This window comes from Bacillus sp. NMCN1 (assembly GCF_002998085.1).
Lineage (GTDB): Bacteria > Bacillota > Bacilli > Bacillales > Bacillaceae > Bacillus.
Genome location: NZ_PVQL01000001.1, coordinates 979,871 through 994,719 on the forward strand (window position 1 = coordinate 979,871; position 14,849 = coordinate 994,719).

General features: G+C 41.5%; 12 protein-coding genes and 1 other RNA gene. 4 read left to right on the plus strand and 9 right to left on the minus strand.

The window, feature by feature from the left end; genetic code table 11:
- Window positions 1-65 precede the first annotated feature (65 nt).
- From ssrS to C6W21_RS05085, 6 genes are all read right to left on the minus strand, one after another.
- Window positions 66-251: non-coding RNA, 6S RNA (gene ssrS, locus C6W21_RS05060), on the minus strand.
- A 132-nt stretch (window positions 252-383) separates the two neighbouring features.
- A complete protein-coding gene (locus tag C6W21_RS05065) occupies window positions 384-884 on the minus strand; it encodes a TraR/DksA family transcriptional regulator (protein ID WP_106049559.1) in 501 nt (166 codons plus the stop codon).
- Window positions 885-975: 91 nt separating this feature from the next.
- Window positions 976-1,623 (minus strand): SDR family oxidoreductase, encoded by a 648-nt coding sequence (locus C6W21_RS05070; RefSeq protein WP_106049560.1) that lies wholly within the window; start codon window positions 1,621-1,623, stop codon window positions 976-978.
- A 173-nt stretch (window positions 1,624-1,796) separates the two neighbouring features.
- Window positions 1,797-2,135 (minus strand): PH domain-containing protein, encoded by a 339-nt coding sequence (locus C6W21_RS05075; RefSeq protein ID WP_024422682.1) that lies wholly within the window; start codon window positions 2,133-2,135, stop codon window positions 1,797-1,799.
- 447 nt (window positions 2,136-2,582) lie between these two features.
- On the minus strand, window positions 2,583-2,720 hold the full coding sequence (locus C6W21_RS05080; RefSeq protein WP_223249521.1) for a DUF4025 domain-containing protein: 138 nt from the start codon (window positions 2,718-2,720) through the stop codon (window positions 2,583-2,585).
- A 49-nt stretch (window positions 2,721-2,769) separates the two neighbouring features.
- Complete coding sequence (locus C6W21_RS05085; protein WP_106049562.1) at window positions 2,770-2,982, minus strand: DUF6501 family protein; 213 nt, start codon at window positions 2,980-2,982, stop codon at window positions 2,770-2,772.
- Between the two features lie 213 nt (window positions 2,983-3,195).
- Between C6W21_RS05085 and C6W21_RS05090 the strand changes: the two genes are divergently transcribed.
- The 4 genes from C6W21_RS05090 to C6W21_RS05105 all read left to right on the plus strand — a co-directional run bounded on the left by C6W21_RS05090 (window position 3,196) and on the right by C6W21_RS05105 (window position 8,568).
- Window positions 3,196-4,680 (plus strand): aldehyde dehydrogenase family protein, encoded by a 1,485-nt coding sequence (locus C6W21_RS05090; RefSeq protein WP_106049563.1) that lies wholly within the window; start codon window positions 3,196-3,198, stop codon window positions 4,678-4,680.
- Window positions 4,681-4,782: 102 nt separating this feature from the next.
- On the plus strand, window positions 4,783-6,657 hold the full coding sequence (locus C6W21_RS05095; RefSeq protein ID WP_106049564.1) for a terpene cyclase/mutase family protein: 1,875 nt from the start codon (window positions 4,783-4,785) through the stop codon (window positions 6,655-6,657).
- Window positions 6,650-7,471 (plus strand): superoxide dismutase, encoded by an 822-nt coding sequence (locus C6W21_RS05100; RefSeq protein WP_106049565.1) that lies wholly within the window; start codon window positions 6,650-6,652, stop codon window positions 7,469-7,471. The genes C6W21_RS05095 and C6W21_RS05100 overlap by 8 nt, the downstream gene beginning before the upstream one ends.
- A 149-nt stretch (window positions 7,472-7,620) precedes the next feature.
- On the plus strand, window positions 7,621-8,568 hold the full coding sequence (locus C6W21_RS05105) for a bile acid:sodium symporter family protein (protein ID WP_106049566.1): 948 nt from the start codon (window positions 7,621-7,623) through the stop codon (window positions 8,566-8,568).
- Between the two features lie 34 nt (window positions 8,569-8,602).
- Here C6W21_RS05105 and odhB read toward each other — a convergent pair whose 3' ends face one another.
- From odhB to C6W21_RS05120, 3 genes are all read right to left on the minus strand, one after another.
- A complete protein-coding gene (odhB, locus tag C6W21_RS05110) occupies window positions 8,603-9,859 on the minus strand; it encodes a 2-oxoglutarate dehydrogenase complex dihydrolipoyllysine-residue succinyltransferase (RefSeq protein ID WP_106049567.1) in 1,257 nt (418 codons plus the stop codon).
- 14 nt (window positions 9,860-9,873) lie between these two features.
- Window positions 9,874-12,708: a 2-oxoglutarate dehydrogenase E1 component gene (gene sucA, locus C6W21_RS05115; RefSeq protein ID WP_106049568.1), complete on the minus strand. Its 2,835-nt coding sequence runs from the start codon at window positions 12,706-12,708 to the stop codon at window positions 9,874-9,876.
- A 224-nt stretch (window positions 12,709-12,932) separates the two neighbouring features.
- Entirely contained in the window at window positions 12,933-14,849 is a 1,917-nt protein-coding gene (locus C6W21_RS05120; protein ID WP_106055988.1) for a vWA domain-containing protein, read from the minus strand.

Sequence of the window (14,849 nt, forward strand, 5' to 3'; positions counted from 1 at the left end):
CAATTTCGCATTTCCACAAAATAAAAAGCCATTTTCCGAAATGGAAAATGGCTTGAATCATCCTAGGAAAAGCTGCGGATGCCGTAATCTAAGTAAGAAAGTTTTAAACCACCACTCCTCAAAGTGGGTGTTTGCAGAAACGTTCCTGTCTTCCTCTCTAAGGAGGCATGACATTCCGGCTTCAATATAAAACTCCCTATTACAGCTTAAAGGTTAAAACTTAATTAACATTACGCGCATCGCAGCCTTTAAACTATATTACACGAAAGTTTATTAAATTTCAAGAGATCTTTTTTCTAAGAAATACTCATGTATACAAGATATTTGTCATTTCATACATAAGAAAAAATTATTCTGAAAAAATGTAACTTCAACTTATTATCCTATTTTTCTTCGTCTATGTCAACATCCTGCTCTTCCTCTAATCGTTCATACGTATCTGAATGCATCTGATCCATTGTTTCTCTATTTGTTAAATCACGCATTTGATCAGAGAAATTACGGTCAAACTCGTTTGGGTCTTGAGTCGTTTCTTCATTTTTCTTCGCATCGATTGAATAACGTGTATATGGGACTGCTTTTAAACGTTCATATGGAATGTCTTTCCCTGTTTTCTCACATATCCCATATGATCCGTCTTCCATTCGTTTCAGTGCTGCATCAATTTCGTCTTCAAGCTGGCCATCAACATGATCCAGCGTTTGTTCAGTCATGCGGTCTAAATAGATGCTCCCATGATCAGCGATATGGTTCCCAACACCATTTGAAATCTCGCTGGATTCACTTAGCATAGATTCTTCTTTCTTTTTTGATCCTTTCACATCTTCCTTTAATTGATTCAATCTTTCGTATAAATCAGCTTTTTGTTCTTTCGTTAAGCCCACGGTCAATCACTCCTTTCTCATTACCTTCCCGCTGCAAGGGAATTGAAAACATCAAAAAAGCCGCCACCTTTTTGGCAGCAGCTTTCTTCTCTTACAGGGTGCGAAGTGCTTCTTCTACTGGTTTATCCCCTTTAATTAAGTCAAAGGATTTATTTTTTACATTGGATTCTGTTAAGCTTTCCACAAGTACAGTGGCTACGTCCTCTCTTGAAATCTTAATGTTCTGATCATCTGGAATATGCTCCGCAGCTTCAATCTTTCCTGTCTTTTCCTCATGCAGCAAGGCACCTGGACGGACAATGGTATAGGAAAGCCCAGACTGTTTTAAGTGTTCATCTGCTTTTCTTTTCGCTTCATAATAGATTTCCATACTTCCTTGCCCTTTTCCCTGGTTCGGATCATCGGCATTATAGGAACTCAGCATAACAAAATGCTGAATATTTTCTTTTTTCGCTGTATCGACAAGGCGTTTTGCACCTTCTTGATCCACTGCAATCGTCTTATCTGCACCTGTTTTTGAGCCTGAACCAGCTGCAAAAATGACAGCATCCGCTTGTTTCACAGCATCTGTCACATCCTTTTCAAGATCACCGATGACAGGCGCTGCACCAAGTTCTTTTAGCGCATCCGCTTGTTTTTCATCTCGAATGAGAGCAAGTGGCTTATGTCCTTTTTCTTTTAAATAACGAATGACGAGCCTGCCTGTATGTCCATTTGCTCCAGCAACTAATACTTTCATTGTTCATTCTCCTTTCTGTATCTGTTTCATCTTTATCCTTTTTTGCTATCATTCAAACACCTAAACAAAAAAAGCCCTTCCCAGCAAATATGGGTAAAGGCTCAGCAATGTGCGATCTATTAAAATAAGTAGAATGAGAAAAGTGCATGTGATCTATGTAATCGCAAGGCTGATCAGCAAAGATGTTTTGTCAAAATGGCTTGCACATCACTCAAATCCGTCTCTTTAGAAAAATCGAGTTCAAATACTTTTGAGCTTGTGACAAGTAGCATACCTGTGTCCTGATCAAACACGCCAGCTTCTTGAATGGCAAAACTTTCAATCGATCGATACGGCAAGGAGACCCTGACTTTCTTCTTAGAAAATACGCGGTTATCGCCAAAGATCAGTCGTTTATTGGTGAAACAAATTTGGTCGTGACGCAGTCTGTAAACAGCCTCAATTCTTTCCCCTTCAATCAGTAAGGATTCGAATTTCTTATCATTTTGTTTACTGACAGAAAAAATACCCACGTAAACCCCCTCTTCCTCCATCAAATTCCTTTATGAAAAAACGGCCACACGCTCTGTGGGTACGTTTTATTCTCACTTATAGAATACGCTATAAATGGTCGTTATTCCATTACGAATAGATTAAATTTCATTTAACTTTTTCTTTTTGATTCGATGCTCTTTCCTCTACTTATTTAGACAGTTAAAGCAGGAAAAAAGTTTCAGTTCTTTTTGAGAAAAATTGCTGAATGTTACCAATAAAAAACAGTGATTTTTTCAAATCACTGTCAGTGTGTAGACAAACCCTCGCATTCTTTGTCAGTCCTGCGCGCCGGTGCTCACGAATGTCAAATTCGCTCCGCTCAGGTACTCGTCCTTCCTAGGGCCGCAAAGGTTTTCATGTCACGCTGAAAAAGAAGACAAAGTGCTAAAATAAAGATCATTTTAGCACTTTGTCAACAATCTGGACTATTCGTCTTTTGGTGTATCAATGGTTCCCTCGGCATATACATCAGAAATCTGCTCAAGCGTGATCGCCATATCAGCATCTTCATTATCATGCCAAGCATTTTGATTATTCTGCTCGTCTGTTTGCTTCTTTTTCATCATCATCACCCTTTACTATTTTTCTTAGTATGAGTGATGATCACCAAAATCATTCAGCAGAAATGTCTTCGAAATACTCTTTATAATACCCGCCTACTTTACCTGTATTATCAACGACAAACAGGAATTCTTCTGTTTCATTTATCACTTCATATGTGCTTCCAACCGTTAGTGCCCGGTCGACCATATATTTTTTCGCATTCGTATGTATACATTTTACTTGCTTTAACGTTTGAGCCGTTTGCCAGTTTTGATGGATCATGATTTAAAAACTCCTTTTTTCATCTATACATTTATTGTAGCCAATTTTTCATGAAATGCAATGAGAGTTATGGATTGCTTTCAAACATGTCGTGTAATATGATGAGTGTATACGTTTACATACATGTGCGTATACTGGTTCATTTGCTTCAGGTCCGCTTTTCCACCTAGAACTCGCAGAACAACCCATATCTTTAAGGAGGTTTGTTTATTTATGAGCTCTACAACACTTCAAATTAGTTCAAAACTCGAATCTTTTCTCCAAGGGACGAAAAAACTCTACATTAACGGTCAGTTTGTCACAAGTCACGATAACAAAACCTTTTCGACTCCTAACCCAGCCACAGGTGAAACCCTTATTGATGTATATGAAGCAGGTGCAAAAGACATTGATGAAGCAGTAAAGGCTGCCAAAAAAGCCTTTCAAGGCCCATGGCGCTCAATGTCTGCCGCTGAACGCGCCCGCCTCATGTTCAAGCTTGCTGATTTAATGGAAGAAAACCAAGAAGAGCTGGCGCAGCTTGAAACTTTAGATAACGGAAAGCCAATTAATGAAACAACAAATGCAGATATCCCTCTCGCCATTGAGCATATGCGCTATTATGCGGGCTGGACGACCAAAATAAGCGGACAAACCATTCCTGTCAGTCAAGGGTACTTTAATTATACCCGTCATGAGCCTGTTGGCGTTGTAGGACAAATCATTCCTTGGAACTTCCCGCTGCTCATGGCCATGTGGAAAATGGGTGCTGCACTTGCAACTGGCTGCACCATCGTTTTAAAGCCAGCTGAACAAACACCCCTCTCTGCTCTTTATTTAGCTGAATTAGTGGATAAAGCCGGCTTCCCAGAAGGTGTGATTAACATCGTTCCTGGATTTGGTGAAACAGCTGGGAACGCATTAACCGATCACCCTGATGTAAATAAGCTTGCCTTCACGGGGTCAACAAGTGTTGGGAAACTCATCATGGAGAAAGCAGCCAAATCCATTAAGAGGGTCACATTAGAACTTGGCGGAAAATCACCAAATATTATATTGCCAGATGCCGATTTAAAGAAAGCCATTCCAGGTGCTTTAAATGGTGTCATGTTTAACCAAGGCCAGGTGTGCTGTGCAGGTTCTAGAGTCTTTGTTCATCGGAGCCAATACGATGAGGTTGTCGATCAAATGGCTAAATATGCGACATCACTCAAGCAAGGCGCCGGTCTTCATCAAGATACGCAAATCGGACCTCTTGTAAGTAAAGAACAGCATGAGCGCGTGTTAGGCTATATTGAAAAAGGTAAATCTGAAGGTGCAACAGCCGTTGTCGGTGGCGATTGCCCTTATGAGGCTGGCTATTTTGTCTCCCCTACTGTTTTTAAAGATGTAGAAGATGACATGACCATCGCAAAAGAAGAAATCTTCGGCCCTGTCTTATCTGCCATTCCATACGATTCCATTGATGAAGTGGTCGAAAGAGCCAACCAGTCTGACTATGGATTAGCCGCAGGACTTTGGACAGAAAACTTAAAACATGCCCATGACATTGCTGCACGTCTTGAAGCAGGCACGATTTGGGTCAACTGCTATAATGTCTTTGATGCTGCATCCCCGTTTGGAGGATACAAGCAATCAGGTCTTGGCAGAGAAATGGGATCATACGCCCTTAACAACTATACAGAGGTCAAAAGTGTGTGGATTAATCTCCAAGACTAATGACGCCTATAAAGCCGGTGACCATGTCATCGGCTTTTTTGTGATTGCATGTGACAGGCAGGCTCCTGAATATAGTAATAAAGGAAAGGAGCATGGCCGAATATGCAAGATTTCAAAACGAAAGTAAACGAATTTATTGATGAATTGCACATGCAAATGAAGCGCAGACAACGAGAAGATGGCGCTTTTGTCTTCTGCTTTGAAGGCCCCATGATGACAAATGCTTTTTTGATTATGCTGTTAAAGGCTGTTGGCGATTCGGACCAGGCACTCGTTCATCAATTGGCAGAAGCAATTCGCGAAAAGCAAAATGAGGATGGTTCTTTCTCTTTGTATCATGATCAATCGGGACATGTAACAGCGACTGTGCAAGGCTATTGTGGAATGCTCGTTTCAGGCAGGTTTCAACAAGATGAGCCGCATATGGAAAAAGCAGCACACTTTATTCGATCAAAAGGTGGATTAAAGGACGTTCATTTTATGACAAAGTGGATGCTTGCCGTCAATGGCATGCACCCTTGGCCATACTTCTATGCACCACTTTCATTTTTACTCATCCCTACATACTTTCCGCTGCACTTCTATCATCTTAGTGCATATGCAAGAATTCATTTTGTCCCAATGATGATTGCACTCAACAAACGATATACCTCTCATGAACAGTTTCCAAGCTTAGCACATCTTGATGCGAACATGTCTAAAAATCCTTTTGACTGGTTTATGGCAAGAGAAGAACGTTCCACTCATCACTTTCTAGCGTACATGCGGGCGTATACAGCACTCGACAGTCGGCTCGACTTTTTCGGGTATGAGGCAGCGAAGCGGTATATGTTTGACCGTCTTGAAAAAGATGGCACGCTGTACAGCTATTTAAGTGCCAGTATTTTTATGGTCTATGCACTCATGAGTCTTGGATACTCTCCGGGACATCATCTCATTTTAAAAGCAGTTAAAGGGATGAAAAAGCTAGTCACTGACTGTCGGGGCAGGAAATATGCTGAGAATTCTACATCCACTGTTTGGGATACAGCGCTTGTCAGTTTTGCTTCTCAGCGAGCAGGCAGAACACAAGAAGACCCAGTTATCGAAAAGTCTTTTACGTACTTACTGAACCGGCAGCAAATGAAGAAAGCAGATTGGGCGATTCATAACCGGCATGCGGCTCCGGGAGGCTTTGGTTTTTCAGATTTGAACACAAATAACCCTGATTGTGATGATACGCAAATTGTGTTGAAAGCCATTCCTCAAACATACGCACCCGTTCAGTGGAAACGAGGGTTTGATTGGCTTCTTTCCATGCAAAACCGTGATGGCGGCTTTTCTGCTTTTGAAAAAAATCAAGATCACTTCTTGCTTCGTCATCTTCCGCTCGAATCTGCTGAGGATGCGGCCATTGACCCTTCTACTCCTGATATTACAGGTCGTGTGCTTCATCTCATCGGTCTTGAAGAGAAAAACATGTCACCACTCATGCAAAGGCGAAAAGATCATTGCGTAAAATGGCTTCTTGATCATCAAGAGAAAAACGGATCATGGTTTGGCAGATGGGGCGTTTGCTATATTTATGGAACCTGGGCTGCATTAACAGGACTAAAAGCTGCTGGCATCCCCTCATCGCATCCTGCTGTTCAAAAAGCGTGTCGATTTTTAAAAACAATTCAATTAGAAGATGGCAGCTTCGGAGAGTCGTGTAAAAGTGCAGAGGTAAAAAGGTACGTCCCGCTCCCATTTGGAACAGTGGTTCAAACAGCTTGGGCTGCTGAGGCACTTTTACAATATGAGAAGCCAGAAGACAAAGCAATTTTAAAAGCCATCTCATTTTTGATTCATCATCAGCACTCGAGTGAAGCCTTGCACTATCCGGTAGGCATTGGTCTTCCAAAGCAATTTTACATCACCTATCATAGCTATCCATTTGTCTTTCCAATGATGGCTTGTTCCACATTTTTAGAAGAAATGAGGCGTAAAAATGAATAAGGAAGAATATCGCATGCAGCTTAAAGATTGGCTTAGCTCCATTCAAGGTGCAGTTCAAGATGATAACATTCGTGAGAAAGCAGAACATTTATCGTTCATCATGAATGATGAATATTCCAGTGAACAAGAGTGGTACGAATTGGCTGAAAGTATTGCAGAGGATATGAAACCACTAGAAGCAATGCGAGATGTGGCAGCTGGCGACCATAAATTACCTCCGCTCCCTTACCGGTATGATGCACTAGAACCGTTTATTTCAAAAGAGATTATGTATTTGCATCACCAGAAGCACCATCAATCATATGTCGATGGTCTGAATCAAGCTGAGCTTGCCTTAAAAAGAGCGAGAAGAACCAATGATTTTAAAATGATCAAGCATTGGGAACGGGAGCTTGCCTTCAATGGTGCGGGACACTATTTACATTGCATTTTTTGGTTTTCTATGAGTCCTTCAGGAAAACGAAAGCCCACTGGTCAAATGCTTCGTCTTATTGAACAATCGTTTGAAAGCTATGATGCATTCAAATCCCAATTTTCAGCTGCAGCCAAACAAGTAGAAGGTGTTGGCTGGGCCATTCTTGTATGGGCACCCAGATCTCAACGATTAGAGATTTTACAAGCAGAACGGCATCAATTTCTATCACAATGGGATGTCATCCCTCTTCTAGCTCTTGACGTATGGGAGCACGCCTACTATCTTCAATATCTGAATGAAAAAGCACAATATGTAGATCGCTGGTGGAATGTCGTTGACTGGCGTGAGCCAGAAGCACGCCTTAAGCAAGCGCAACAAGTGAAATGGACACCTTTTTAAGATGCTACTCCATGTAGGCAAATGCTTATATGGAGTATTTTTAGTTTACATAATATTATTATCAACGCCAAGATAAAGAGTGGGTTGTTTTTTCAGAAAATTCGTTTAAAATAAAAAAGATATGTACAGAAAGAGAGTTGAAGCAATATATGAAGATTCTTTTAACTATTAGTCACTTTGCAGGAAGGACCTTTGCGATTTGGGTCATTGTCTTTGCACTTCTTGGATTTGCCTTTCCTGCCGAATTCTCTAAAATTGGACCTTATATTCCTTTTTTACTCGGTATCATTATGTTTGGAATGGGGCTGACATTATCTGCTGAAGATTTTAAAGAACTGTTTCGAAAACCACTTTATGTTCTGATCGGAGTGCTGACGCAGTACACACTGATGCCACTTCTTGCCTTTTTGTTAGCTTACGGACTACGGCTTCCTTCTGAAATTGCAGTAGGCGTTATTCTTGTGGGCTGCTGCCCAGGCGGTACAGCATCCAATGTCATGACCTTTTTGGCGAAAGGAAATACGGCATTATCTGTAGCCGTAACCACCATATCAACATTGCTTGCGCCGTTTTTAACCCCTGTTTTCATTTTAATTTTTGCAAGATCATGGTTACCTGTATCGCCAGAAGCGCTATTTTTGTCGATTGTACAAGTTGTGTTAATCCCTATTATCTTAGGCGTCATCGTTAAATTATTTTTCAAAAAACAAGTGACCTATGCGGTTCAAGCACTGCCGCTTGTATCTGTTGCCGGAATTGTAGTGATCATTGCAGCAGTTGTCAGTGCAAATAAAGAGCAGATTCTTCAATCTGGGCTGCTGATATTGGCCGTTGTTATATTACATAATGGACTTGGTCTTTTATTTGGTTACCTTATTGCAAAATGGTGCAAAATGGATATCCCTTCTCGAAGAGCCATCTCGATTGAAGTAGGCATGCAAAACTCTGGACTCGGTGCAGCTCTAGCGACAGCGCACTTCTCGCCACTTGCAGCCGTACCAAGTGCCATCTTTAGTGTGTGGCATAATTTATCTGGTTCCTGGCTTGCAACATATTGGTCAAAAAGAGGAAATGCTGAAAATGAAAAAAAAAGCTAGCACCTTAATGGGTGCTAGCTTTTCAAATTGAAGATTATCCTTCAAGCAATAGCTGCTCCGGATCTTCAAGCAAGTTTTTAATCGTGACAAGGAATCCAACTGCTTCTTTACCATCAACAATCCGGTGGTCGTAAGAAAGAGCTAAATACATCATCGGACGGTTCTCAAAACGTTCTTCATCAATTGCCACAGGACGAAGCTGAATTTTATGCATCCCTAAAATTCCAACTTGAGGACTGTTTAAAATTGGTGTTGAAAGCAGTGAACCGAATGTTCCACCGTTTGTGATCGTGAATGATCCACCTTGTAACTCATTCAGAGATAATTTGTTATCTCGTGCTTTTTTCGCAAGATGACCAATTTCCTTTTCAATCCCTGCAAACGACAATCTGTCTGCATCACGGACAACCGGTACGACAAGTCCTTCGTTTGCAGCAACAGCAATGCCGATGTCATAGAATTTCTTCAAGACAAGCTCATCACCTTGAATTTCTGCGTTAAGCAGCGGATATTTCTTCAGTGCTGCTACAACTGCTTTTGTGAAGAAGGACATGAAGCCAAGCTTTACATCATTTTGTTCAAGGAACGCATCTTTACGGCGCTTTCTTAAGTCCATCACAGCCGTCATATCTACTTCATTAAATGTCGTCAGCATCGCAGCCGTTTGCTGAACCTCAACTAAACGTTTTGCAATCGTTTGTCTGCGGCGTGACATTCTCTCACGTTCAACTGGCTTTCCTGGTTGCTCATTTTGCACCGCAGCATTTGCTTTTGGCGCGGCTTTCGGTGCACTTGCAGGTGCTTCATTCTTTTGATAAGAAGCGACATCCTGCTTTCGTACCCTGCCCAGCGGATCTACGGTTGGAATCTCAGATAAGTCTAGTCCCTTCTCTCTCGCTAGTTTTCTAGCTGCAGGAGAAGCGATGGTTCTGCCATTACCAGATTTCGGCTCTTCTTTCACTGCTTCTTGTTTTTGAGCAGCTGCCGGTTCTTCTTTAGAAGCTGGTGCAGACTCTTGCTCAGGTGCTGGAGCTGCGGACTCGCTTCCGCCAGCTTCACCTGCTGCAATTGTTCCGATGACTTCTCCAACTTGTACAGTGTCACCAGAATCCTTCAGCACTTCTTTCAGTACACCAGATTCTTCGGCTGTCAGTTCGACATTGACTTTATCTGTTTCAAGTTCTAACAGGTATTCTCCCTGCTCCACATAATCGCCCGGCTGCTTTAGCCATTGAGCAATCGTTCCTTCCGAGATCGATTCCGCTAATTCAGGTACTTTAATTTCCGCCATTTTTCATTTCCCCCTTAGTTTTTGCGAGTCAAGCTATCAGATACAATTCGTTCTTGTTCTTTTTTATGCACAGTTGGATCACCCTCAGCCGTACTTGAACGTCTTCTTCGGCCGATGTAACGTACTTTTACTTTTTCAGGCGCAATTTCACGTAAATATGGCTCAATGTATCCCCAAGCCCCCATATTTTGTGGCTCTTCTTGCACCCATACGATTTCTTCTAAGTTTGTTAGTTTCGATAAAATCGCTTTAATATCTTTGGCTGGGAATGGATATAGTTGTTCCACTCTCGCAATGTGAAGCCAATCTTTCGGCTCTTCCATTTGAGTAAAACGATCACTAATATCAATTGACACCTTCCCGCTAGATAGAACGAGGCGCGATACTTTTTCGTGATCATGCACAAGACCTTGCTGTTCAAGAACTGGACGGAACTGTCCATCCGTTAGTTCCTGGACTTCAGACAACGTGTTCGGGTTACGAAGCAGACTCTTAGGTGTCATGATGACAAGTGGACGAATCTCTTCACGAAGCAGCATTTTCGCCTGTCTTCTAAGGATGTGGAAGTATTGTGCTGCACTAGTAAGGTTCGCTACTGTCCAGTTATTCTCAGCAGCTGATTGCAGGAAACGCTCTGTTCTTCCACTTGAATGTTCAGGCCCTTGTCCCTCGTATCCATGCGGTAAGAGCATCACTAGACCTGATTTTTGCCCCCATTTTGCTCGACCAGCTGAAATAAATTGATCGAAATACACTTGAGCCGCATTTGCGAAGTCTCCAAATTGAGCCTCCCAAATGACTAACGTTTCAGGAGAATAGACATTATAACCATATTCAAATCCGATAACTGATCCCTCTGACAGTGGACTATTATGAACAGTAAATGATGCGTTTGCATCACTCAGCTCATGAAGAGCAATAAATTCATCTCCAGTTTGACTGTCGTGAAGAACAAGGTTTCTTTGAGCAAAAGTACCGCGCTCTGAATCCTGTCCGGTCATTCGAATTGGCGTACCGTCTTTTAATATAGATGCAAATGCAAGTGCTTCCCCAAGTGACCATTCTACTTTACGGTCATCTGTAAACACTTTTGCACGTTTTTCAAGGATCCGCTTGAGCTTACCAAATACTTGGAAATCTTCCGGCCAGCTGATCAATTCTTCATTCAGCTTTCGTAATACATCAAATTCAACAGAAGTATCCACTGCTGGGAAGCCATTTGATACTGGTTCTGGCAGTTCAATTTCTTGAATCGTATGCTCTTTCTTTGAAGGCACCTTTTGATAGGCTTCTTCTATTTTCGCCGCCACAGCCTGCTCGATTTCTTCACGCTGCTCTTTCGTTAGAAGACCTTCTGTGACAAGTTTATCTGCAAAGATATTCTTGACCGTTTTGTGCTTTCTGACTGCATCATATAGCATTGGCTGAGTCGTAGAAGGCTCATCCATTTCGTTATGACCGAATCTGCGGTAACCGATCAAGTCAATTAAGAAATCCTTCTTAAAGCGTTTGCGGTATTCTACAGCTAATTGAACAGCCGCTAAACATGCTTCTGGATCATCTGCATTGACGTGAACAATTGGAATCTCAAACCCTTTTGCAAGGTCACTTGCATATTTCGTTGAGCGAGATTCATTGCTTTCCGTAGTAAATCCGATCATATTGTTTGCAATGATATGGATTGTTCCGCCCACTTGATACCCTACAAGTTGACTTAAATTTAATGTTTCTGCCACAATTCCTTCTCCAGGAAATGCCGCATCACCATGAATTAAGATGGCTAATGCCTTTTCAACGTCTAGGGCTGGATAACCTTTTTGAGTACGTGTTTCCTGAGCGGCACGTGTGCTTCCTTCAATGATTGGATCAATGAATTCCAAGTGACTTGGGTTATTAGCAAGCGTGACTCTCGCACTCTTTGTATCTTCGTCTTTAATTTGGCGATCTGCTCCAAGATGGTACTTTACATCACCTGTCCACCCGTAGCTGATACCAATAGAGCCTTCTGATGGAACAAGCTCTTTATTTGGCGCATGCTGGAATTCTGAGAAAATAATCTCATATGGTTTTCCTAACACATGTGCTAATACATTTAAACGGCCTCTGTGTGCCATTCCAATGTTAATATTTGAAGTCCCTTGTGTAACAGACTCTGAAATAATTTCATCAAGTACTGGGACAAGTGCGTCTAATCCTTCTATTGAGAAACGCTTTTGCCCAACAAATGTTTTATGAAGAAACTGTTCGAACTGCTCAACTTCTGTTAATCTCTTGAATACAGAAACTAGTTTATCGGCTGGTTTTTTCTTAAATAGTTCACCAGACTCGATTGATTTTGAGAGCCAGTTGCGTTCTTCGAAGTCATGCACGTGATCAAACTCAAATGAAATGGTACGCTTATACGTATTTCTCAAATGGTTAATGGCTTCTATGCCGTTTGAAATGTGTTTTGGTGCGTCAGGACTAATAATAGATATTGGAATATTCTTGACGTCTTCTTCTGTTAAACCGTACTCCTTTAAAGGAAACAGCTCTTGTAATTCCTTTTCTTTGCGAAGAGGATTGACGGAAGCATTTAAATGGCCATACGTTCTGATGTCTTCTGCCAGTTTAACGACTGATGCTATCTTTTGGATTTGTTCAGAAGTAACTACGCTATTTTCTTTTTTCCCAATTTCCTCCTTCATTTCACTCGGTGGTGCACCAAGTTCATCAAATATGTCTCTTAGATCTTCATCAACACTAGTAGGATCCTGGACATACTGATCGTAGAGCTCGAGCACATAGCCGAGGTTCGGACCATGAAATTCTTCCCAACTCAACGGTTGTTTCACATCATTTTGAAACATTTTGAACACTACCCCCAACTTTGATCATCAAGTGATTGAACACTATCTCGATATAACTTCCAGAACACAATGACCAAATTTATGTAATAAAACGCTTCCAATAATATTCTACCACTGTTTCGGATTACTTTCTACATTCTTTGTTCAATTAAAGATAAAAAATTCACAGAAAAACAAAAAATTTAAATCATTCCGAAAAATATTTTGAAGAAAGGGGCAAAACCTTATGCCCCAATGCTTTTATGCAGTAATTTCTTCAGTAACGGATATAAAACATCTGGCAATGTATCGACATCTGGTACAAAAATGCTGAACTTGCCATACATATCTTGAATGGTTTTCATCTGTGCTTCTTCTATCGGCGAATTGGATAAAAACACATTGATCACCTCAATACCCTTTTTCCTCGCCTCAAGTACCGCTTCATGTGTATCGACGATGCCATTTTGTTCGTAGCTGAATGCAGCTGGCTCTCCGTCGGAAAAAACAATGAGAAACTTTTGCTCTTCTCGTCGTTTTAATATCATTTTTGTCATTTGGCGAATCGCATAGCCATCCCGGTTATCCTCTTCTGGCTCAAGAGACATAATGGAAGGACCTGCATCAAATAAAGAATCTTTGAACGACACGACTGTGTTGAAATAGTTCGGCTGACTCGTTTCGGTTGCGTCGTTTGTATCTTCCCAAAACCCCACAATTTGATGTGGGACTTGAACGGACTTTAATGCTTCGTGAAATAAAACAATTCCTTTTTTCGTCTCGTCCATCTTGTCAAACATGCTGGCAGAACAGTCTACTAATAAGGTGAACACAGCATCAATTTGAGATGAAGGTGCCTGTTTTTTATAGAAAAGACGCGGGTTAGACTCTGTAAAATAGCGAATCAGCTTTTTACTCAGGCGTCCAGCATGCAGATCCGTTTTCGGCCATGATTTTTTGTGCTCAAGCGTTTTTTGAATCATCTGTTTTAAGCGTTTCTGATAAGGCTCAATCTCCTTCGCGTGCTGCTTGTATACATCGATTTGTTCTAGCGCGAGAGGATCAGGTGAAATCATGACTGGAAACGCATATTTGTTCTCTTTTCCATTCTCATGAGCATCCGCCCCGCTTTCTTCGCCTTCAGCCTCTTCTAGCGCCTCAAGCTTTGAATAATCTTTTCGCTGTGTTTGCTTGGCAGAGCCTTGGACAGTGCCGAGTGCTTGATCTCCGTCATCGCCATCTCTTGCTGCATCCTTCCCGAGATCACTTTTACCGCCGTGCTCCAAATCAAATTGAAGGAAGCTTTTTGACGGCGCTTCTGTTTCTCGATGCCACACTTCCATATACTCTTGTTGGATGTCTTCATCGCCCTCTTTTTCCCGGTCGACTTTGATATCTTCACTTAATTTAGGTTTCCTTTTTAAGTCATGAAACAGTGGTTCTTTTGCCGCTTTTTCATAGTCCAATTCAGGGAAGAAAAAGTACGTATTCAGCATATCCTTATCAAGAAGCTCATCAAAGCCTTCCATTAATTCTTTGACAATGACTGCGATATCTCCGGTTGAACCCGCTTCATATACACGCTCAAGACTTGATTCAATAAACGGAATCATCGGGTTGATCCGCTCGTGAAGAGGCGGAATTTCTTCCAGCGGCGAATCAGCTGTCAGTTTCACATACACTGCACAATAGAGGGCATCCGTTAAAATGCTTCGCTCTTGGTTCATCGTTAATTGCGTTTTAAAGTGACGCCGGTACAGCTCTCTTCTTCGTTTAAATACCTTTTTTGTTCCTGGCCGTTCGCGTTTAATCCGCTCTTCAATCCGGATATCTTCAAAAAGCATAAACAATTGTTTACATAGGTCAGGAATGGACATTGTATGAGCATAGCGAATGATTTCCTGAAAGACAGTCAGATCACTATAAACGGTTCCTACTGCACGGAGGAACACATCACTTTTTAGCCCGGCTGTCATGTCTTCTTGTTTACGGTCATCCCAAAAATGGCTGATGAAAATTTTCTTTTCAAAAGGCTCATAGTAGGACTGCACTCCGTATTCAAGCTCGACATCATCACTTTTCGCTAACGTTTTGGCTAAATCCGTTAATTCCATAAATAAAAATGAATCGATTCTGCTGTCATTAAATTTGATGAATTTCAA

Excerpts from the sequence above, each read along its gene's own strand:
- C6W21_RS05070 (WP_106049560.1), bottom strand. The coding sequence starts at position 1,623 with ATGAAAGTATTAGTTGCTGGAGCAAATGGACATACAGGCAGGCTCGTC.
- C6W21_RS05080 (WP_223249521.1), bottom strand. The coding sequence starts at position 2,720 with ATGAAAAAGAAGCAAACAGACGAGCAGAATAATCAAAATGCTTGGCAT.
- C6W21_RS05085 (WP_106049562.1), bottom strand. The coding sequence starts at position 2,982 with ATGATCCATCAAAACTGGCAAACGGCTCAAACGTTAAAGCAAGTAAAA.
- C6W21_RS05090 (WP_106049563.1), top strand. The coding sequence starts at position 3,196 with ATGAGCTCTACAACACTTCAAATTAGTTCAAAACTCGAATCTTTTCTC.
- C6W21_RS05095 (WP_106049564.1), top strand. The coding sequence starts at position 4,783 with ATGCAAGATTTCAAAACGAAAGTAAACGAATTTATTGATGAATTGCAC.
- C6W21_RS05100 (WP_106049565.1), top strand. The coding sequence starts at position 6,650 with ATGAATAAGGAAGAATATCGCATGCAGCTTAAAGATTGGCTTAGCTCC.
- C6W21_RS05105 (WP_106049566.1), top strand. The coding sequence starts at position 7,621 with ATGAAGATTCTTTTAACTATTAGTCACTTTGCAGGAAGGACCTTTGCG.
- odhB (WP_106049567.1), bottom strand. The coding sequence starts at position 9,859 with ATGGCGGAAATTAAAGTACCTGAATTAGCGGAATCGATCTCGGAAGGA.
- sucA (WP_106049568.1), bottom strand. The coding sequence starts at position 12,708 with ATGTTTCAAAATGATGTGAAACAACCGTTGAGTTGGGAAGAATTTCAT.